Source organism: Pseudomonas sp. S3_A09 (genome assembly GCF_054668065.1).
On sequence record NZ_CP162752.1, the window covers coordinates 2,242,796 to 2,263,232 of the forward strand.

Below are 20,437 nucleotides of genomic sequence, written 5' to 3' on the forward strand. Positions count from 1 at the left end.
TGGTCATCCTGAGAACGCTTCACGTCGCAGGAATAGGTGTTTAGCGGGGCGCGTATGCTAGCATACCGCCCCCGCAGGACAGAGCCCAAGGGCGTTTCTGCGGTGACGGCTTTCCTGCCGTCCGGGTCAGCTTGTGCTGCTCGATTCCCTGCCATTTTTCTCCGGGATACAGGTTTACGCAGATGAGCAAGACTTCTCTCGATAAGAGCAAGATCAAGTTCCTTCTTCTGGAAGGCGTCCACCCATCGGCTGTCGACGTTCTGAAAGCCGCCGGGTACACCAGCATTGAGTACATCACCAGTTCTCTGCCGGAAGCCCAACTCAAGGAAAAGATCGCCGACGCGCACTTTATCGGCATTCGCTCCCGCACTCAGCTGACCGAAGAGATCTTCGATCACGCCAAGAAACTCGTGGCGGTCGGCTGTTTCTGCATCGGCACCAACCAGGTCGACCTCAACGCAGCGCGCGAGCGCGGCATCGCGGTGTTCAACGCACCGTACTCCAACACCCGTTCCGTTGCGGAGCTGGTATTGGCCGAGGCCATCCTGCTGTTGCGCGGCATTCCTGAGAAGAACGCTTCCTGCCACCGTGGCGGCTGGATCAAAAGCGCAGCCAACTCCTTCGAAATCCGCGGCAAGAAGCTGGGTATCGTCGGTTACGGCTCGATCGGTACTCAGCTGTCGGTCCTGGCTGAAGGCCTCGGCATGCAGGTGTTCTTCTACGACACCCTGACCAAGCTGCCATTGGGCAACGCCACTCAAGTGGCCAGCCTGACCGAGCTGCTGGGCATGTCCGACATCGTGACCCTGCACGTTCCGGAAACCGCTGAGACCCAGTGGATGATCGGCGAGAAGGAAATCCGCGCCATCAAGAAAGGCGGCATCCTGATCAACGCTGCCCGTGGCACCGTGGTCGAGCTGGACGCCCTGGCCGACGCGATCAAGGACAAGCACCTGATCGGCGCCGCTATCGACGTGTTCCCGGTGGAGCCTCGCTCCAACGACGACATCTTCGAAAGCCCGCTGCGTGGCCTGGACAACGTGATCCTGACCCCGCACATCGGCGGCTCCACCGCTGAAGCCCAGGCCAACATCGGCCTGGAAGTGTCGGAGAAGCTGGTCAAGTACAGCGACAACGGTACCTCGGTGTCGTCCGTGAACTTCCCGGAAGTGGCCCTGCCGGCTCACCCTGGTAAGCACCGTCTGCTGCACATCCACCAGAACATCCCTGGCGTGATGATGGAGATCAACAAGGTCTTCGCGGAAAACGGCATCAACATCTCCGGTCAGTTCCTGCAGACCAACGAGAAGGTCGGCTACGTGGTGATCGACGTCGATGCCGAGTACTCGGACTTGGCGCAAGAGAAACTGCAGCACATCAACGGCACCATCCGTAGCCGCGTGTTGTTCTAACGCTTCAACCGCACCACGAAAAAGGGAGCCCCTCGGGCTCCCTTTTTTGCATCTGAACAAATCTTACTTAACGTTAACCGTGATCACTTTCGAGGCTACAGTCGGGTTGAACTGCATGTGCAATTTGTCGCCGGCGACCAGCTGCAAGGTGTGTTTGCCTGGGGTGAGGGTCAGTTCGGTTTCAGTCTGGGCCTTGCCGTAGTGGATCACGGTGTCGGTGGCCGGGATCGGCACGCTGGCGTCAGGCAGGGCTTTCTGGTCGACCAGCAGGTGGTGGTGACCGGTGCCGGGTTCCTGGTCAGTGGCCGGGGCCAGTTTCAGGCCTTCCATGCCGAATTTGACAGTGAAGGTCTTGTCGACGGTGGCGCCGTCTTTTGGCGACACGATAAATACTTTGGCGCCTTCAGGTGGCGCGCTGCGCGGGATACCGTCGGCGGCTGTGGCCAGCATGGAAGCACCCAACAGCAGGGAGGCCAGGGTTGCACGGGACAAAAGGGCTTTCATTCGCTTCTCCAGTTTTTCTGTGAAATCTGTAGGGTTATGACAACTTCGCGACAAATTGCTGTCCAAGGCACTCAACACCATAGCAAAGCGATGCTGAACGGCGCCTCGCACATTAAAAATCTCTAGGAGTGACCATGCGCTTTTCGCCTGGCCTGTTACTGCTGCTGCCCCTTCTGAGCCCCTTGGCTCATGCCGAACTGATCGATGATGTATTCGACCGTGGCGAACTGCGCATTGCCCTTGAAGCCAACACCCCGCCGTTCAACTTCAAGGAAGGCGACAAACTCACCGGCTTCGAAGTGGACCTGGGTGAACAACTGGCTAAAGAGATGGACGTGCGCCCGTCATTTATTACCACCGATGACGCTGACCTGCTGCCGGGCGTGGAAACCGGCAAGTACGACGTGGCCATCAACCATATCGCTATGACTGCCGAGTTGCAGGATCGGTTCGATTTCAGTGAGCCTTACAGCGAGAAGCCTGAGCTGGCGATTCCGTTCCAGAAGGGCAATCCGGCGTTCAAGGCGAGTTTGGATAAGGCGCTGGGGCGTGTGAAGGCCGATGGCCGATTGAAGGCGTTGGCGCAGAAGTGGTTTGAAGACGAGAAGCCCGTCGCCAAGGCGCAGTAATTTTTCGGATTTGACTCGGTCAGTGCGGGAGCTGGCTTGCCTGCGATAGCGGTGGATCGGGACCAGGGATGCTAGCTGACCTATCGCAGGCAAGTCAGCTCCCACATTTGATCTATACAGGTTTCGTTAGCTGCGTCAGAGCCGCTGCCGCCTCGGGCAACTCCAACTCACTGAACACCTGCACACCATGCTGCTTGAGCAACGCCGCCGTCACGCCCTCGCCTGTCACCTTCACGCCGCTGAACGTGCCGTCGTAGGTGTGCAGGTTGCCGCACGACGGGCTATTGGCCTTGAGCACGGCGATGCGGATGTTGTGGCACTGCACCAGCGCCAGGGCCTGGCGAGCACCGTCAAGGAACGCGGCGCTGAAATCTTCGCCCTCGGCGGTCAGCACCTGGGCGCGGCCCTCCCAGACATCCACACCTTGCCCGCCGGGTATTTCGGCAGCGGGTCGGGGCGTCGGCAAACCACCTGATACTTCCGGGCAGATCGCAACCACACGCCCCTCGGCCTGCCACGCGGCCAACGGATCGAACGGCCCGCTGGCCCCGCCGTCGTAGCGAACCTTGTGCCCCAGCAGGCAACGGCTGACCAGAATCTTTTCCATGTTTAAAACGGCTCGTTGCCCCGCCGACGAAACCACCCTGTCAGGGACAGGCGTTCGCGCGTGGCGGGCATGACTTCATGGGGCACCTCGCCCGACAGGAACACCACCAGACAACCGCCGGTGGGCACCACATCGTATTCGACGCCGTCCTTGAGGTACATGCGCAATTGGCCGCCATGTTCGGGCAGCCAGGCGTCGTTCAAGTAAATCACCGCCGAGACCATGCGTCGGTCATCGTCGCGGAAGCGGTCCAGGTGCTTGAGGTAAAACGCCCCTGGCGGGTACATCGCGAAGTGGCTTTCGAAATCTTCCAGGCCCAGGAAAAGGCTGCGGTTCATCGCCAGGCGCAGGCTGTCCATCAGCGCCATATAGGTGTCGCAGACCGCCGCGTCACCGTCCTCCAGCCACTGGATATGATCACCGCGAATACCTTCGCGAATCTCCTGGGCCGGGCCACGCCCCACCGCCGCCGGGGCCAGTTCACCCTCTGCCGCACGTTTACGGCACTCAGCCGCCAGTTCCAGTGTCAGAGCCTGGGGCAGGAAGCCGTTCTGCCGGGACCAGCCCTTCTCGGCCAGGTCGTCGACAATACGTTGCAGCAAGGGGTGATCGAGGGGTATTTGCATGGCGCGCATAGTATCCATACGCCTGTGAATCCGACAGAGCCGCCGGGCGTCTGAATACACTTTAGTCAGGTGACTGATAGGACTTCTCGACAAATCCTACGCCCGACACGGACAATAGTGGCCGACTGACAGGAGTCCATATGCGTCGTTTGTTTTTTTCCTTGCTGATGTTCTGCGTTTTGCCCGCCTGGGCAGACGGCCATGACCAGTTGTACAAGGTCGCCGGCTGGGCCGAACAACGTGCGCATTTTAATGACGCTCTCAATGCTGCCCAGCAACGCTACCGCAACAGCCTGCCGCCAGCGGTGTACCAGGCGCTGGTGGACAACAGCAATAAACGCTTCGCCGCCCAGGCCGTGGACCAGCGCGCTGAAGCGCAATTGCGCAAGAACCTCGCAGACCCCAAGCCTGCCCTGGCGTTTTTTCAATCGCCCCTGGGCCGCAAGATTGTCGCCGCCGAACTGCTCGCCACCCGTCGCGACCAACTGGCGAAGAACGCCCAGGGCCTGCCGAAAATCGAAGCCGACGCTACTCGCAGCCTGATCATCGGTCATCTGGCCCAGGCCCTGCCGGCCCGTGAAGCAGGCGCGGAAGTCAGCCTGGCGATTGCCGGTGTGGCGGCCGATAGCCTGAGCCAGATGATTCCCGGCCTGTTGGGGGGTGGACAAGCCCAAGGCATGCTGAACGGCCAGCGCGAGCGGTTGATGCAGCAGATCGACAAGGATCTGAACAACACGCTGCTGTATGTCTACCAGGATTTGTCCGACCCAGAGCTGGAAGAGTTCGCGACGTTTGCCGAGTCCCCGGAGGGCAAAGCGTATTACCAAGCCGCCCTTGCAGCCATTCGCGCCGGCTTGGCGGTCGGCCAGAGCACCTCAAGCCTGACGCCGTAGCCCGTTCCCGCATTTACACCTTATGACGTCAGGTGATCCGTCAGGTACTTAAAGTACTCATCGCGAATCTGCGGAATCTCATTCGCCAAATGATGCCTGCCACGCGGCAGCATCAACACCTCGGGCTGGTCGAACTTGCCGCGCAACACTTGCAGGTTGTGCTGCCAGTCCACCGTCATGTCTTCCTCACCCTGAACGATCACCGGCCGCCGGGCACTGCGCGGTGCGGCTTCGATGCGTTTGATCCAGCGCGCCAGGGCGCCCACCCAGGCGGTAGGCAATTGGCGCGGCTGCAGCGGGTCGGCTTCCAGGAACGGCTTGAACGCCGGGTCGTTAGTGTTCTCGCTGAATCGCCGTGCGATGCCTTTGACGAACGGACGCAGCAGGTAGTAGCTGACCTGCGACCATCCCCAGGCACGTGGCCGCACCAGGGGTGACAGCAGGAAGGTCTTGCCCTGGGCGGGGCTGTCGGCGCCATGGTTGAGCAGATGATCCACCACCACCGCACCGCCGGTACTTTGCCCGAACAGGTGCCAGGGTTGCGGCAGTTGCAGGGCTTGCGCCTGGGCAAACAGCGCCTGCAACACCTGTTGATACACCGCAAAATCATCGATGCTGGCACGCACGCCACTGGACAGACCGTGCCCCGGCAAATCGCAGGCGATCACCACGAAGCCTTGGTCAAGCGCCCACTTCAGCACATGGCGATACAGCCCCATGTGGTCGTAGAAACCGTGGAACATGAACATCGTCGCCACCGGCGTGGGCGGCCACCACACTTGCGCCACCACCTCAAATCCATCCACCTCGAAGCGCCCCAGGCGGCTCACGGCCTGGTCGAGCCCGTAGAAACGCTGATAGACCCGCGCCTCGGCTGAAAGCGGTTGCGCATCCACCAGGGGTCGCAAGCTTTCGCGCAGATGATCAGGGTCAAAGGTAACGGGCATAAAGGCTTCCAGACTTGCGGCAAAGATGAATATCGAGCTGCGATATTCATCTGTCAGGACAAGCATGGCAAGCTACGCGACCTTCGAGGATACATCTGAATGCGACAGCCCTACCGCACCGCCTTATTTGCCAGCCTGATCCTGATTATCTGCGCCGGCATGCTGTGGGCGGCGTATGACTGGTTCCAGGGCCGCTACCTGCGTGCCTTCAGCGAGCACACGGCGGTGTTTTCCGGCGACCGATTGAAGTTGCCTGCCAACCTCGCCGGCCCCGGCCCGATCCGCCTGGTGCACTTCTGGGACCCGGCCTGCCCGTGCAACGTCGGTAACCAGCAGCACCTGGGCGAATTGATCGAGCAATACGCGCCCCAGGGGGTCGAGTTCTACGCCCTGCAAAAACCCGGCAGCCACGGCCAATTGCCCGACAACCTGCGCACGATGAAAACCCTCACCGCCCTGCCCGGCGCCGAGCAGGTGCCGGCCAGCCCGGCCGTAGGCATCTGGGATCGCAGCGGCAAGCTCGCGTATTTCGGGCCCTACAGCGAAGGCCTCACGTGTAATTCCAGCAACAGTTTTATTGAGCCGATCTTGAAGGCCCTTGAAACAGGACGTGAGGTAAATGCCACGCACACCCTGGCGGTGGGCTGCTATTGTTCGTGGCCAAAAGGCTCTTAAATCGCCCCCCACTCTTGGTAAGGAATGTTCATGAAGCGCGTCTTGCGGGTTCTCGCGGTTCTTGTCGTGCTGGTCGCCCTCGGTGCCGGTTGGTACGTGTACAGCAAGCAGCCCACCCGCCAGGGCACGGTCACACTGGCCAACCTGCAAGGCTCGGTCACGGTGCGTTACGACGACCGTGGCGTGCCGCACATTCAAGCCGAGAACGAGACCGACCTGTACCGCGCCCTGGGCTATGTGCACGCCCAGGACCGGCTGTTCCAGATGGAGATCATGCGGCGCCTGGCCCGTGGCGAGCTGGCCGAGGTGCTGGGGCCCAAGGTGCTGGACACCGACAAGCTGTTCCGCAGCCTGCGCATTCGCGACCGCGCGGCCACTTATGTAGCGCAACTTGACCATGAGTCGGCGCACTGGAAGGCCCTGCAAGCCTATCTGGACGGGATCAACCAATATCAGGACAGCCACGCCCGCCCCATGGAGTTCGACGTGCTAGGCATCCCCAAGCGGCCGTTTACCGCTGAGGACACCATCAGCGTCGCCGGGTATATGGCCTACAGCTTTGCCGCAGCGTTTCGTACCGAGCCGGTGCTGACTTACATCCGCGACCAACTGGGCAGCGATTACCTGAAAGTCTTCGACCTGGACTGGCAGCCCAAGGGCGCCCTCAACCTCGCCGCCAGCGATTGGCAGACCCTCGGCGCCATTGCCTCCCTGAGCGAACAGGCCCTGGCCGACAACGGCCTGCCGCAGTTCGAAGGCAGCAACGCCTGGGCCATCAGCGGCAACCGCACCAAAAGCGGCAAACCGTTGCTGGCGGGTGACCCGCACATCCGTTTCTCGGTGCCGTCGGTGTGGTACGAGGCGCAGCTGTCGGCGCCGGGTTTCGAGCTGTATGGCTATCACAACGCACTGGTGCCGGTGGCGTTCCTGGGGCACAACCTGGATTTCGGCTGGAGCCTGACCATGTTCCAGAACGATGACCTCGACCTGATCGCCGAGAAGGTCAACCCCGATGACCCCAACCAAGTCTGGTACCACGACCAGTGGGTCGACATGACCCGCACCGAACAACAGATCGCCGTGAAGGGCCAGGCGCCGGTGACGCTGATCCTGCGCCAGTCACCCCACGGCCCGATCATCAATGACGTGCTGGGCGAGAACGCCGGCAAGACACCGATTGCCATGTGGTGGGCATTCCTCGATACCCAGAACCCGATCCTTGAAGGTTTCTACCAGCTCAACCGCGCCGACACCCTGGTGAAGGCCCGTGCGGCGGCAGCCAAGGTGTCTGCGCCGGGGCTGAACATCGTGTGGGCCAATACCAAGGGCGATATCGGCTGGTGGGCGGCGGGGCAGTTGCCGATTCGTCCAGCCGGGGTCAACGCCGGTTTTATACTCGACGGCAGCACCGCCCAGGCCGACAAGCTGGGCTTCTACCCCTTCAGCGCCAACCCCCAGGAAGAAAACCCGGTACGCGGTTACGTGGTGTCGGCCAACGCCCAGCCCGTCTCGCCGACTGGCCTGGAGATCCCCGGTTACTACAACCTCGCCGACCGTGGTCAGCAGTTGAACGCGCAATTGAGCGACAAGAGCGTGAAGTGGGATGTAAACAACAGCCAGGCCTTGCAGCTCGGCACCACCACCGCCTTCGGCCCGCGCCTGCTGGCGCCGCTGTTGCCGGTGCTGCGCGAGGCGGTCAAGAACCCGGCGCAACTTAAACTGGTGGAGCAGCTTGCAAGCTGGAAGGGTGACTATCCGCTGGACTCCACCAGCGCCACCCTGTTCAACCAGTTCCTGTTCAACCTGGCCGACGCTGCCTTCCACCCGAAGCTCGGCGACAATCTGTTCAAGACCCTGCTCGGCACCCGCGTGATCGACGCCGCCCTCCCACGCCTGGCCGCCGCGCCGGATTCACCATGGTGGGACGGCAAGCGCGCCGAAACCATCAAGCTTGCCTGGGACAACAGCCTCGCGCACCTAAAGGCCACCTTCGGCGATGACCCGAGCCAATGGCAGTGGGGCAAGGCCCATACCCTGACCCACGGCCACCCACTGGGCTCGCAGAAACCGTTGGACCTGATCGTCAATGTTGGCCCGTTCCCGGCGCCAGGCACCCACGAAGTGCCGAACAACCAATCGGCCAATATCGGTCCGGCACCGTGGCCCGTTACCTACGGGCCTTCGACTCGCCGCCTGATCGATTTCGCCGATGTAGCACACGCATTGACCATCAACCCGGTCGGCCAAAGCGGCGTGCCATTTGACCGACACTATGGCGACCAGGCGGAAACCTACATCGAGGGCGGCTACGAACAGGCGCACTTCACCGATGAGGAAGTGACCGCCAACACCCGTGGCATCCTCAAGCTGCTACCCGCCCGATGAACGCAGGCGCCCCGGCGCCTCGCCATAGGTCTCCTTGAATTTCTTGCTGAACGCTGCCTGGGACTGGTAGCCCACCTGGGTGGCGATATCCAGCAGGCTCAGGTGCGACTGGCGCAACAGGTTGAAGGCCAGCTCCATGCGCAACTGCGTCAACAGCCCCCACGGCGACACGCCCGCCACCTTCACGAACGCCCGCATGAAGGTGGCGCGTGACATCGTCGCGGCAGCCGCCAGGCTGTCGATGGTCCACTCATGCCCCGGATCGGCCAGCATGGCTTGCCAGGCCTTGCTCAGGCGCTTGTCGACGAGCAACGCGAAGGTGCCGGCAACAGGTGTCTGGCGGGCCAGCCAGGTGCGCAGGATCAGGGTGAACAGCGCCGATGACAACGCATCGATAAAGGAGCGCGCGCCCAGTTGCTGGCCGTCCGCCTCGCTGCGCAATAACGCGATCAACGCCGCCAGTTGGCCGTCGCCCTGCCACTCTCGGCTGGACACCACCAGGTACTCCGGCAACGCGCCGAGCAGCAGTGACTGGCGGTTGTAGTGGAAGCTGCCACACAGCATGTCCAAGTCCGGTCGGTCACCGCCCAGGCGGTGCACTTTGAGTACGCCGCCTTCAATCACCTTGGGTTGTACCGGCCGAATCCGCGCGCCCTGACTGCGCAACAAGTGAGTGGCACCGCCAGGCATCAGCAGGATGTCACCCTCCTCCAGCGTCACGTGCTGCCCGCCGGACAACTCGGCACGACAGGTGCCGCTGAGCACGATGTGGTAAGGCGCCACGCCGAGGCTCTCCGGCGGGTGGTCCAGCGCCCATTCCCCTTGAAACTGACACCGTAAATCCAGACTGCCGCGCAGGTTGGCCAGCGCGATGAGCGTGTCGATCGAATTCATTTGCGAGCATCGGTCAAAAAGATGAGCGGATTGAACAATAACGCCGCCCCCGAACGGAAGAGACTGGTTCCACACCAACCCTCGTTCAGGAGTTACCGCAATGTTCAATAACTGGTCCGACTTGCTGCCTACCGTGAAGAAAGCCTTTGGCGCGCTGGGCAAGAGCAACCCGAAGATGGTCAAAGCCTACATGGCGCTGGGCGAGGCTGCCGAGGAAAACAACGTGCTCGACGCCAAGACCCGTGAACTGATTTCCATCGCCGTGGCCATCACCACTCGCTGCGATGGCTGCATCGGTGTGCATGCGGATGCTGCGATCAAGGCCGGTGCCACCCGTGAAGAAGTCGCCGCAACACTGGCCACCGCCATCTCGCTGAATGCGGGTGCGGCATATATCTACTCGTTGCGCGCGCTGGAAGCCTACGACACGCTCAAACCGGCGCCGCAAAATTAAGCCGGAACTGTTGCGGCGTGACGCCCAGCCTGCGGTTGAACACACTGCGCATGTGCTGGGCGTCGCGAAAGCCGCATTGATAGGCGACGGTCTTGAGCGGCGCGCGGCTGCTTTCGAGCATGACCCGCGCCGCGTCAACCCGCGCCCGTTCGACAAATTCCGCCGGTGTGATCCGCGCCTCACGGGCAAACACCCGAGAGAAATTGCGCGCGCTCATATTGGCCGCCTTGGCCAGGTCGGCAATGGTCAAATCCCCGGTGAGGTTCGCCAACACGTACAGCTGCACCAGCGCCACTGCCGAGGTGGTTTCGGCGTGGGGCGTGAGAAACGGGCTGAACTGCGACTGCCCGCCCGACCGCTGGGTAAACACCACCAGGCGCTTGGCCACGCTCAGTGCGACTTCCGGGCCGTGGTCCTGAGCCAGCAGATACAGCGACAGATCGATGCCCGCCGTGACCCCGGCCGATGTGTAGAGGTTGCCGTCCTGCACGTAGAGGCGGTCGGCGTCGACCTGGGCCGTGGGGCACAGGCGCGCCAGATCGGCCGCGTCATTCCAATGGGTGGTGACGGTTTTGCCATCCAACAGCCCGGCGCGCGCCAGCATGAAGGCGCCGTTGCAGATCGAGCCGAAGCGTTGCGCGCGAGCAGTGGCGCTGCGCAGCCAGTCATCAAATTCGGCACCGAAGTCTTCGAACGGCAACTGCGGGCCGCCGGCGACCAGCAATAGGTCATAGGCTTGCAAGGCCTCGCTGTAATGCCGATGGGCCTGCAATGACAGGCCGTTGGAGGCCGCCATGCTGCCGTGGCCCAGACCGATGACGTCCAGTTGGTAATGATCCTGCGGCGACAGAAAACGATTGGCCTCGCAGAACACATCCAGGGGGCCGGTCACGTCCAGCGACTGGACGCCAGGAAAGATCAGAATGGCGACGGTTTTATGCATGGGTAAACCTTTATATCCGGGCGGACGCAAACCCTGTGGGAGCCGGGCTTGCCCGCGATGCTGGCGACTCGGTCCATCAGGTATACCGAGGTGACGCTATCGCAGCAATGCGGCGATCCGACAAGCCAGCTCCCACATGTGAGCGTGCCTGGCGCTGGCACGATGTGACGGCACATTGGCCGACATCGCTCCCTCGCCGCGATAGCCCCCTGACTGGCGCGCGACCAGACTGGGGACTTTACAGAGGAGAACACCCATGAGCACCACCATCGCCGGCATCCAGATCCCGGACAGCGCCCTGGCCAAAGCCACCACCGAATACATCCGCGACGTCGAATCGGACCTGCTCTACCACCACTCCCGCCGGGTCTTTCTGTTCGGCGCCTTGAGCGGCGAACGCAAGCAACTCGCCTACAACCCGGAGTTGCTCTACGTCGGCGCGATGTTCCACGACCTGGGCCTGGTCGAAGGTCATCGCAGTGACAACGAGCGCTTCGAAGTCGACGGTGCCAACGCCGCCGCTGCCTTCCTCAAGCCTTACGGGCTGAGCGATGACGATATCGAACAGGTGTGGCTATCCATCGCCCTGCACACCACGCCGGGCGTGCCGCAGCATCTGCGCCCGACCGTGGCGCTGGTGACGGCCGGTGTGGAAATGGACGTGCTGGGCATGGACTACGCCGCGTTTTCAACCGTGCAGCGCGAAGCCGTGGTGCATGCGCACCCGCGCGGTGAAGGGTTCAAGGAGTGCATTATCTGCGCCTTTGCCGACGGCTTGCGCCATCGCCCGCAGACCACGTTTGGCAACGTGAAGACGGATGTCTTGGTGGATCAGGAGCCGGGGTTCAAGCCGATGAATTTTGTCGAGGTCATCCGCACATCCCCCTGGACGGCTTAATCAGCCTGAAACGCAATCAAATGTGGGAGCGGGCTTGCTCGCGAATGCGTTGGATCAGTCGATACATCTGGTGACTGATACACCGTATTCGCGAGCAAGCCCGCTCCCACAGTTTGATCCGGATCAGACCGGTGCAGGCGCTCGGCGCTTGTCCGGCTGTTTCCAGCCATCTGCCGCCGCTTCTTCAATCGCTTGCTGGATGGCTTTCTTGCGGTGTTCTTCGGCACGACGGCTGAAGAACCACACCAGGAAGGTCACCAGCGACACTGCCAACAGAATCAGGCTGGCCACGGCGTTGATCTCAGGCTTAACCCCAAGGCGCACCGCCGAGAACACTTCCATCGGCAGGGTGGTCGACCCCGGACCCGACACGAAACTCGCCAGCACCAGGTCATCCAGGGACAGTGCGAACGACATCATGCCGCCCGCCGCCAACGATGGCGCGATCATCGGGATGGTGATCAGGAAGAACACCTTCCACGGCCGCGCCCCCAGGTCCATCGCCGCCTCTTCGATCGACAGGTCCAGCTCACGCAGGCGCGCCGACACCACCACCGCCACATACGCCGCACAGAACGTGGTGTGGGCGATCCAGATGGTGACGATGCCACGCTCCTGGGGCCAACCGATCATCTGTGCCATGGCCACGAACAGCAGCAACAGCGACAGACCGGTGATCACTTCCGGCATTACCAACGGCGCGGTCACCAGGCCGCCGAACAGCGTGCGGCCCTTGAACTGGCTGATGCGCGTCAGCACGAAGGCCGCCAACGTACCCAACGCCACTGCGGCCACCGCCGTGTAGCAGGCAATTTCCAGGGAGCGCGCCACCGAGCCCATCAACTGGGTATTGTCCAGCAGGCCTACGTACCACTTGATCGACCAACCGCCCCACACCGTCACCAGCTTGGATTCGTTGAACGAGTAGATCACCAGGATCAGCATCGGCAGGTAGATAAACAACAACCCCGCCACCAGCATGAAACTCGAGAAACTGAAGCGCTTCATATCTTGCCCTCCATCTCTTTGGCTTGGCTGCGGTTGAACAGGATGATCGGCACGATCAGGATCGCCAGCATCACCACCGCCAGGGCAGAGGCCACCGGCCAGTCACGGTTGTTGAAGAATTCTTGCCACAACACTTTACCGATCATCAGGGTTTCCGGGCCGCCCAGCAGTTCCGGGATCACGAACTCGCCCACCACCGGGATGAACACCAGCATGCAGCCGGCGATGATGCCATTCTTGGACAGCGGCACGGTGATCTTCCAGAAGCTGTTGAAGGTGCTCGAACCCAGGTCGGATGCGGCTTCCAACAGGCTCTGATCGTGCTTCACCAGGTTGGCGTACAGCGGCAGGATCATGAACGGCAGGTACGAATAGACCACGCCGATGTACACCGCGATGTTGGTGTTGAGGATCTGCAGCGGTTCGTTGATCAACCCCATGGACATCAGGAAGCCATTGAGCAGGCCGTTATTGCTGAGAATGCCCATCCACGCATACACGCGGATCAGGATCGCGGTCCAGGTCGGCATCATGATCAGCAGCACCAGCACGGTCTGCATCTCTTTGCGCGCACTGGCAATGGCGTAGGCCATCGGGTAACCGATCAGCAGGCACAGCAGCGTGCTGAAGAACGCCATTTTCAGCGAGCCCAGGTACGCGGCGATGTACAACTCGTCGTCGCCGAGCATCGCGTAGTTGCCCAGGTTGAGCACCAACTGCAGTTTCTGCTCAACGAACGTGTAGATCTCGGTGTACGGCGGAATCGCGACGTCGGCTTCGGCAAAACTGATCTTCAGGACGATGAAGAACGGCAGCATGAAGAACAGGAACAGCCACAGGAAGGGAATGCCAATGACCGCATGACGGCCACTGGGCGTTATTCGTTGCAGGCGGCGCTTGAGCTTCTTCATGTTCATGAGCGAAGTACCACGCCGCTGTCGTCTTCCCACCACACGTAGACCTGGTCACCCCAGGTCGGCCGCTGCCCACGACGCTCGGCGTTGGCAACGAATGACTGCACCAGTTTGCCGCTCGGCAGCTCCACGTAGAACACCGAGTGGCCGCCCAGGTAGGCGATGTCGTGCACCTTGCCGCTGGACCAGTTGTGCTCGCAGGTCGGCATTTCGGTGGTGACCAGCAGTTTTTCCGGGCGAATCGCGTAGGTCACCGACTTGTCTTCCACCGAAGTGGCGATGCCGTAGCCCACGTAGATGTCGCGGTCCAGGTCCGGGCACTTGAGCACCGCGTGGCCTTCGGCGTCATCGACCACTTGGGTGTCGAAGATGTTGACGTTGCCGATGAACTCGCACACCAGGCGGCTGGTTGGCGTTTCGTAGATGTCGATCGGGCTGCCGATCTGGGCGATCCAGCCCAGGTGCATGATCGCAATGCGCTCGGCCATGGTCATGGCCTCTTCCTGGTCGTGGGTCACCATCACGCAGGTCACGCCGACGCGCTCGATGATTTCCACCAGTTCCAGCTGCATCTGCGAACGCAGCTTCTTGTCGAGAGCGCCCATGGGCTCATCGAGCAGCAACAGTTTCGGGCGCTTGGCCAGGGAACGGGCCAGGGCCACACGCTGACGCTGACCGCCGGACAACTGGTGCGGCTTGCGCTTGGCGTACTGGCTCATCTGCACCAGCTTGAGCATCTCGGCCACGCGGGCGTCGATCTCGGCCTTGGGGATCTTGTCCTGTTGCAGGCCGAAGGCGATGTTCTGAGCCACGGTCATATGTGGGAACAAGGCGTAGGACTGGAACATCATGTTGATCGGCCGCTCGTAGGGCGGCATGTCTGTGATGTCTTCGCCGTCGAGGTAGATACGGCCCTCAGTCGGGCGCTCGAAACCGGCGAGCATGCGCAGCAAGGTGGACTTGCCCGAACCCGAACCGCCGAGCAGGGCGAAGATCTCGCCTTTCTTGATTTCCAGGGACACATCGTCCACGGCAATCGTCTCGTCGAACTTCTTCGTGACCCGGTCGATTTTGACCAGCACCTTCTTCGGTGTCTGGTCCCCTTCGAGGGCTTTCTTATAGGCGCCGGAGGCAACTGCCATTTACGAAACTCCCAGAAAAAAAGAGTGCAGAACGTCCAATACGGACGAACCTTGGATAGGTTGAGCCTTACTTGCCCGTCTTGACCTTGGTCCAGCTACGGGTCATCAAACGTTGCACTTTCGGGGGTAGCTCGAAGTTGACGAATGTCCTGTCGAGTACCGCCTGCGGTGGGTAAACCGCCTCGTCCGTGCGTATCGATTGCTCCATCAGCTTGTCCGCCCCTGGGTTAGGGTTGGCGTAACCGACGTAATCACTGACCTGGGCGATCACCTCAGGTTGCAGCAAATAGTTGATGAAGGCGTGGGCCTCTTTGACGTTGGTGGCATCCTTGGGGATGGCCAGCACGTCGAACCACAGGTTGCCGCCTTCTTTCGGAATCGTGTAGGCGATGTTCACGCCCTTGCCGGCCTCCGCCGCGCGGGCCTTGGCCTGGAACACATCGCCGGAGAAACCTGCCGCCACGCAGATGTTGCCGTTGGCCAGGTCCGAAATGTATTTGGAAGAATGGAAGTAGGTCACGTACGGCCGCACTTTCAGCAGCTTCTCTTCGGCCTTCTTGTAATCGTCCGGGTTCGTACTGTTAGGGTTCAGGCCCATGTAATTGAGCACCGCCGGCAGCATTTCATCCGCCGAGTCCATGAACGACACACCGCAGGTCGCCAGCTTCTTCATGTTCTCCGGCTCGAACAGCACGGCCCAGGAATCGATATGGTCGACGCCCAGCACTTCCTTCACTTTATCGACGTTGTAGCCGATGCCATTGGTGCCCCACAGGTACGGCACGGCGTACTGGTTGCCGGGGTCATTCTTTTCCAGGCGTTTGAGCAGCGCCGGGTCGAGGTTGGCGTAATTCGTCAGCAATGACTTGTCGAGTTTCTGGAACGCCCCGGCCTTGATCTGCTTGCCCAGGAAGTGGTTGGACGGCACCACCACGTCGTAACCGGTACGCCCGGCCAGCAGCTTGCCTTCCAGGGTTTCGTTGGAATCAAACACGTCATACACGGGCTTGATGCCGCTGGCCTTTTCGAAGTTGGCCAGGGTGTCGGTGCCGATGTAATCCGACCAGTTATAAATATGCACAGTCGGTGCGGCCTGCACGCTCAACGTCAGCGTGATACCTGCACCCACCAGCATGGCTTTGCGAAATAAAGAAATTGGCAAGTGGAGGTCCTCTTAAATAGTTGGGCCCAAAGTTGTTGCCCGGCAACAAAACCGGCGCGCAACTTACCCTCGATAAACCGATCCGGCAAAACTTTCTGTCATTTAATTGTTTCGATAACCACCGCGCCAGGCGCGGTGGTTAGCAAAGACCGGTTATTTACCGGACTTGATCTTGGTCCAGCTGCGTGTCATTTCACGCTGGGTCGCAGCCGGCAGGTCAGCAATGGCGTAGAGCTTGGCCTGTACGTCCGCTGGCGGGTAGATGCCCGGGTCGCTGGTGATTTCCTTGTCGACCAGTGCGGTGGCTTTCTCGTTACCGTTCGGGAAATGCACGCTGTTGGTGATTTCAGCCATGACTTGCGGCTTGAGCAGGTAGTTCATGAACTTGTAGGCGGCGTCGACGTTCTCGGCATCCTTGGGGATGGCGACCATGTCAAAGAAGCTGCCAGCACCTTCTTTCGGAATGTCGTAGGCCACTTTGACCTTGCCACCGGCTTCAGCCGCACGGGACTTGGCCTGTTCGATGTCACCCGAGTAACCCACGGCCACGCAGATATTGCCGTTGGCCAGGTCGGAGATGTACTTGGACGAGTGGAAGTAGCCGATCGAAGGACGGATTTTCAGGAACAGATCTTCGGCCTGTTTCAGATCAGCTTTCTTCTGCGTGTCGGTTGGCAGGCCCAGGTAATGCAGTGCCACCGGCAGCATTTCGGTCGGCGAATCGAGGAAGCTCACGCCGCAGCTTTTCAGCTTGGCGATGTTCTCTGGCTTGAGCAGCACGTCCCACGAATCGATCTTGTCCACGCCCAGCGCGGCCTTGACCTTCTCCAGGTTGTAGCCGATGCCGATCGAGCCCCACATGTACGGGAAGGCGTGCTTGTTGTCCGGGTCGCTGACCGACACGGCTTTAAGCAGGGATTTGTTCAGGTTGTCGTAGTTGGACAGCTTGGACTTGTCCAGCTCCTGGTAGACACCGGCCTTGATCTGCTTGGCGAGGAAGTTGTTCGACGGTACGACGATGTCGTAACCGGACTTGCCTGCCAGCAACTTGGCCTCCAGGGTTTCGTTGCTGTCGAACACGTCGTACACCACTTTGATGCCGGACTCTTTTTCAAAGTTGGCGATGGTGTCCGGTGCAATGTAGTCGGACCAGTTGTAGACGTGCAGCACTTTGTCGTCTGCCTGGGCCGCGCCCGCCATTGCGCCCATCAGGGACAACGCGAGGAGGGTCTTGCCAGCGTTCTTCAAACCTAATGCCTTCATTTGGTGATGCTCCAATTTTTTCTTTTTTGGGCCACAAGCTTCATATGTTTCGAGGCCCAGCCAAAGGGCAACAAAACAGGGCGACAGTCTGGCAAGTTCAAGGGCCGGCTTTCAACCAAGGCCCTCATATTTCTGACTGCTCAGACGCAGCGCCCGAAAGCCGCTGCGTCCTGAGCCTAGCACTTAGCCCTGCAGTGCCGCCAAAGTCAGGTCCAGGCACTGACGAGCCTTGGTCACCAACTCGTCGATTTCTGCCTTGCTGATCACCAGCGGTGGCGAAATGATCATGGTGTCGCCCACGGCGCGCATGATCAGGCCATTTTCGAAGCAGAACGTACGGCAAATCATGCCAACGCCCTTGCCTTCGTAACGCTTGCGCGTGGCTTTGTCCTGTACCAGTTCAATGGCACCGAGCATACCCACACCACGCACTTCGCCCACCAGCGGATGATCCGCCAATTCCCTCAGACGTTTCTGCAAATACGGTGCCGTTTCGTCGTGCACACGATCAACGATTTTTTCATCACGCATGATGCGGATGTTTTCCAGCGCCACTGCCGCCGCAACCGGGTGACCGGAGTAAGTGAAGCCGTGGTTGAAATCACCGCCCTCGTTGAGGACTTCCACCACTTCATCGCGAACGATCAGGCCGCCCATCGGGATGTAACCCGACGTCAGGCCCTTGGCGATGGTCATCATGTGCGGCTTGAGGTCGTAGAAATCGCTACCGAACCACTCACCGGTGCGGCCGAAACCGCAGATCACTTCGTCGGCAATGAACAGGATGTCGTACTTGGCGAGGATTTCCTTGATGCGCGGCCAGTAGGTCGCAGGCGGCACGATCACGCCACCGGCGCCCTGGATCGGCTCGGCAATAAAGGCACCGACGTTGTCCACGCCCAATTCCAGAATCTTTTCTTCCAACTGGTTGGCGGCCCATACACCGAACTCTTCGGGGCTCATGTCGCCGCCTTCGCCAAACCAGTACGGCTGGGCGATGTGGGTGATGCCCGGGATCGGCAAGTCGCCCTGCTCATGCATATAGGTCATGCCGCCGAGGCTGGCGCCGGCCACCGTGGAGCCGTGGTAGCCATTCTTGCGGCTGATGATGGTTTTCTTGTTTGGCTGGCCCTTGATCGCCCAGTAGTGGCGGACCATACGCAACATGGTGTCGTTGCCTTCGGAGCCGGAACCGGTGAAAAACACGTGGTTCATGCCGGCCGGCGCGATGTCGGAAATGGCTTTTGCCAGCTCCAGCACCGGCGGGTGAGCGGTCTGGAAGAACAGGTTGTAGTACGGCAGTTCTTTCATCTGCTTGGCGGCGGCGTCTGCCAGTTCATCGCGACCGTAACCGATCGCCACGCACCACAGGCCGGCCATGCCGTCGAGGATCTTGTTGCCTTCGCTGTCCCACAGGTAGACGCCGTGGGCTTTGGTGATGATGCGCGGGCCTTTCTCTTTCAACTGCTTGAAGTCGCTGAACGGCGCCAGGTGGTGATCACTGCTCAAGGCTTGCCATTCACGGGTTTGCGGGTTGTTGCTGGACATACCAATCTCCTAGACTTTTCAGGTGAGGGCGCGCCGTGTGAAGGACGCGCCCGGCGCATCAGACGGCGAAGAGCAGGAATTCCCGCTCCCACGAACTGATCACGCGCTTGAAGTTTTCATGCTCGGCCCGCTTGACCGCGACGTAGCCCGTGATGAATTTTTGACCCAGGTATTTTTCGATGGTCTTGCTGTTTTCCATGCGCTCCAAGGCGTCTTCGATGGTCAACGGCAGGCGCAGGTTGCGCCGTTCGTAACCACGACCCACCACCGGCGCGCTCGGGTTATGGCCTTCGACCATGCCGATGTAGCCGCACAACAGGCTGGCGGCGATCGCCAGGTACGGGTTGGCGTCAGCGCCCGGCAGGCGGTTTTCCACGCGACGGTTCTGTGGGCCGGCATCCGGAACACGCAGGCCGACGGTGCGGTTTTCTTCGCCCCACTCCACGTTCACCGGCGCCGAGGTGTCCGGCAGGAAGCGGCGGAACGAGTTCACGTTGGGGGCGAACAGCGGCAGCAATTCAGGGATGAATTTCTGCAGGCCGCCAATGTGGTTGAGGAACAGCTGGCTCATGGTCCCGTCTTCATTGGAGAAGACGTTCTTGCCAGTAGCGATGTCGATGATGCTCTGGTGCAGGTGCATCGCGCTGCCCGGCTCGCCAGTCATCGGCTTGGCCATGAAAGTGGCGGCCACGTCGTGCTTGAGCGCGGCTTCTCGCATGGTGCGCTTGAACACCAGGATCTGGTCGGCCAGGGACAGGGCATCGCCGTGACGGAAATTGATTTCCATCTGCGCGGTGCCGTCTTCGTGGATCAGGGTGTCGAGGTCCAGCTCCTGCAGCTCGCACCAGTCGTAGACGTCTTCGAACAATGGGTCGAATTCGTTGGCGGCTTCTATAGAGAAAGACTGCCGGCCGGTTTCCGGACGGCCGGACCGACCAATCGGCGGTTGCAACGGGAAGTCCGGGTCTTCACAGCGCTTGGTCAGGTAGAACTCCATCTCCGGCGCCACAATGGGCTGCCAGCCTTTGTCGGCGTAGAGCTTGAGGACTTTCTTGAGCACGTTGCGCGGCGACAGCTCGATCGGGTTGCCTTGCTTGTCGTAGGTGTCGTGGATCACCTGGGCGGTGGGCTCGATGGCCCAGGGCACCAGGAACACCGCGTTCTGGTCGGGGCGGCAGATCATGTCGATGTCGGCCGGGTCGAGCAATTCGTAATAGATGTCGTCTTCGACATAGTCGCCGGTCACGGTCTGCAACAGCACGCTCTCGGGCAGGCGCATGCCTTTTTCGGCGATGAACTTGTTGGTCGGCGAGATCTTGCCCCGGGTGATACCGGTGAGGTCGCCAATCATGCATTCGACTTCTGTGATCTTGTGGTCTTTCAACCAATCGGTGAGCTGGTCGAGGTTGTTACTCATAAATGCCTCTGGGCTGGGTTTCCTGGCATCCATTAAAGGCCAGGCGTTGGTTGACGCAGCATCCGCGTCGTTTTTTCATTCAGGGTAGGAGCTTACCTGCCATTTGCTGCTGCGTT

20 protein-coding genes are annotated in these 20,437 nt (G+C 60.7%); 7 read left to right on the forward strand and 13 right to left on the reverse strand.

What is annotated here, in order from left to right; translation table 11 throughout:
• Positions 1 to 182: 182 nt before the first annotated feature.
• Positions 183 to 1,412 carry a phosphoglycerate dehydrogenase gene (serA, locus tag AB4N92_RS10675; RefSeq protein WP_003195214.1) on the forward strand — a complete coding sequence of 410 codons (1,230 nt, stop codon included), beginning with the start codon at positions 183 to 185 and terminating at the stop codon, positions 1,410 to 1,412.
• 63 nt (positions 1,413 to 1,475) lie between these two features.
• Here serA and AB4N92_RS10680 read toward each other — a convergent pair whose 3' ends face one another.
• Positions 1,476 to 1,916: a DUF4399 domain-containing protein gene (locus AB4N92_RS10680; RefSeq protein ID WP_042571404.1), complete on the reverse strand. Its 441-nt coding sequence runs from the start codon at positions 1,914 to 1,916 to the stop codon at positions 1,476 to 1,478.
• Positions 1,917 to 2,050: 134 nt separating this feature from the next.
• Here AB4N92_RS10680 and AB4N92_RS10685 point away from each other — a divergent pair, with 134 nt between their 5' ends.
• Complete coding sequence (locus tag AB4N92_RS10685; RefSeq protein WP_069672944.1) at positions 2,051 to 2,545, forward strand: transporter substrate-binding domain-containing protein; 495 nt, start codon at positions 2,051 to 2,053, stop codon at positions 2,543 to 2,545.
• Positions 2,546 to 2,657: 112 nt separating this feature from the next.
• On the opposite strand, the gene AB4N92_RS10690 is transcribed toward AB4N92_RS10685, so the two are convergent.
• Both AB4N92_RS10690 and AB4N92_RS10695 read right to left on the reverse strand, forming a co-directional pair.
• A complete protein-coding gene (locus tag AB4N92_RS10690; protein WP_021492646.1) occupies positions 2,658 to 3,152 on the reverse strand; it encodes a 2-thiouracil desulfurase family protein in 495 nt (164 codons plus the stop codon).
• Positions 3,153 to 3,154: 2 nt separating this feature from the next.
• On the reverse strand, positions 3,155 to 3,787 hold the full coding sequence (locus AB4N92_RS10695) for a 2OG-Fe(II) oxygenase (RefSeq protein ID WP_044288034.1): 633 nt from the start codon (positions 3,785 to 3,787) through the stop codon (positions 3,155 to 3,157).
• A gap of 131 nt (positions 3,788 to 3,918) precedes the next feature.
• Between AB4N92_RS10695 and AB4N92_RS10700 the strand changes: the two genes are divergently transcribed.
• Positions 3,919 to 4,671, forward strand: a complete 753-nt coding sequence (locus tag AB4N92_RS10700) for a DUF2059 domain-containing protein (RefSeq protein WP_010207325.1) — start codon at positions 3,919 to 3,921, stop codon at positions 4,669 to 4,671.
• Between the two features lie 20 nt (positions 4,672 to 4,691).
• Here the strand turns inward: AB4N92_RS10700 and bipL are convergent, their stop codons facing one another.
• A complete protein-coding gene (bipL, locus tag AB4N92_RS10705; RefSeq protein ID WP_010207326.1) occupies positions 4,692 to 5,618 on the reverse strand; it encodes a phospholipase BipL in 927 nt (308 codons plus the stop codon).
• Between the two features lie 99 nt (positions 5,619 to 5,717).
• Here bipL and AB4N92_RS10710 point away from each other — a divergent pair, with 99 nt between their 5' ends.
• The gene (locus AB4N92_RS10710; protein WP_198831510.1) at positions 5,718 to 6,293 is read left to right on the forward strand and encodes a DUF6436 domain-containing protein; all 576 of its coding nucleotides are present in this window, start codon (positions 5,718 to 5,720) and stop codon (positions 6,291 to 6,293) included.
• A 30-nt stretch (positions 6,294 to 6,323) separates the two neighbouring features.
• Positions 6,324 to 8,678, forward strand: a complete 2,355-nt coding sequence (locus AB4N92_RS10715) for a penicillin acylase family protein (protein ID WP_236266733.1) — start codon at positions 6,324 to 6,326, stop codon at positions 8,676 to 8,678.
• Here AB4N92_RS10715 and AB4N92_RS10720 read toward each other — a convergent pair.
• The gene (locus AB4N92_RS10720; RefSeq protein ID WP_010207329.1) at positions 8,664 to 9,572 is read right to left on the reverse strand and encodes an AraC family transcriptional regulator; all 909 of its coding nucleotides are present in this window, start codon (positions 9,570 to 9,572) and stop codon (positions 8,664 to 8,666) included. The two genes, AB4N92_RS10715 and AB4N92_RS10720, sit on opposite strands and share 15 nt — an antisense overlap.
• 100 nt (positions 9,573 to 9,672) lie before the next feature.
• Here AB4N92_RS10720 and AB4N92_RS10725 point away from each other — a divergent pair, with 100 nt between their 5' ends.
• The gene (locus tag AB4N92_RS10725; protein ID WP_003176771.1) at positions 9,673 to 10,026 is read left to right on the forward strand and encodes a carboxymuconolactone decarboxylase family protein; all 354 of its coding nucleotides are present in this window, start codon (positions 9,673 to 9,675) and stop codon (positions 10,024 to 10,026) included.
• On the opposite strand, the gene AB4N92_RS10730 is transcribed toward AB4N92_RS10725, so the two are convergent.
• A complete protein-coding gene (locus tag AB4N92_RS10730; protein WP_010207330.1) occupies positions 10,004 to 10,969 on the reverse strand; it encodes a GlxA family transcriptional regulator in 966 nt (321 codons plus the stop codon). The genes AB4N92_RS10725 and AB4N92_RS10730 overlap by 23 nt on opposite strands.
• 256 nt (positions 10,970 to 11,225) lie before the next feature.
• Here AB4N92_RS10730 and AB4N92_RS10735 point away from each other — a divergent pair, with 256 nt between their 5' ends.
• Complete coding sequence (locus AB4N92_RS10735) at positions 11,226 to 11,867, forward strand: HD domain-containing protein (protein WP_010207332.1); 642 nt, start codon at positions 11,226 to 11,228, stop codon at positions 11,865 to 11,867.
• Positions 11,868 to 11,990: 123 nt separating this feature from the next.
• Here AB4N92_RS10735 and AB4N92_RS10740 read toward each other — a convergent pair whose 3' ends face one another.
• The 7 genes from AB4N92_RS10740 to AB4N92_RS10770 form a co-directional block, all read right to left on the reverse strand.
• On the reverse strand, positions 11,991 to 12,875 hold the full coding sequence (locus tag AB4N92_RS10740; RefSeq protein ID WP_010207334.1) for an ABC transporter permease subunit: 885 nt from the start codon (positions 12,873 to 12,875) through the stop codon (positions 11,991 to 11,993).
• Positions 12,872 to 13,792 (reverse strand): ABC transporter permease subunit, encoded by a 921-nt coding sequence (locus AB4N92_RS10745; protein ID WP_010207335.1) that lies wholly within the window; start codon positions 13,790 to 13,792, stop codon positions 12,872 to 12,874. Before AB4N92_RS10745 ends, AB4N92_RS10740 begins: the two co-directional genes overlap by 4 nt.
• A complete protein-coding gene (locus AB4N92_RS10750) occupies positions 13,789 to 14,931 on the reverse strand; it encodes an ABC transporter ATP-binding protein (protein WP_010207336.1) in 1,143 nt (380 codons plus the stop codon). The genes AB4N92_RS10745 and AB4N92_RS10750 overlap by 4 nt, the downstream gene beginning before the upstream one ends.
• Before the next feature lie 67 nt (positions 14,932 to 14,998).
• Positions 14,999 to 16,093 (reverse strand): polyamine ABC transporter substrate-binding protein, encoded by a 1,095-nt coding sequence (locus AB4N92_RS10755; protein ID WP_010207338.1) that lies wholly within the window; start codon positions 16,091 to 16,093, stop codon positions 14,999 to 15,001.
• 153 nt (positions 16,094 to 16,246) lie between these two features.
• Positions 16,247 to 17,341 carry a polyamine ABC transporter substrate-binding protein gene (locus AB4N92_RS10760; RefSeq protein ID WP_329605890.1) on the reverse strand — a complete coding sequence of 365 codons (1,095 nt, stop codon included), beginning with the start codon at positions 17,339 to 17,341 and terminating at the stop codon, positions 16,247 to 16,249.
• A 198-nt stretch (positions 17,342 to 17,539) separates the two neighbouring features.
• Positions 17,540 to 18,904 carry an aspartate aminotransferase family protein gene (locus AB4N92_RS10765; RefSeq protein ID WP_069672949.1) on the reverse strand — a complete coding sequence of 455 codons (1,365 nt, stop codon included), beginning with the start codon at positions 18,902 to 18,904 and terminating at the stop codon, positions 17,540 to 17,542.
• A 58-nt stretch (positions 18,905 to 18,962) separates the two neighbouring features.
• Positions 18,963 to 20,321: a glutamine synthetase family protein gene (locus AB4N92_RS10770; RefSeq protein WP_003176780.1), complete on the reverse strand. Its 1,359-nt coding sequence runs from the start codon at positions 20,319 to 20,321 to the stop codon at positions 18,963 to 18,965.
• Positions 20,322 to 20,437: the final 116 nt, after the last annotated feature.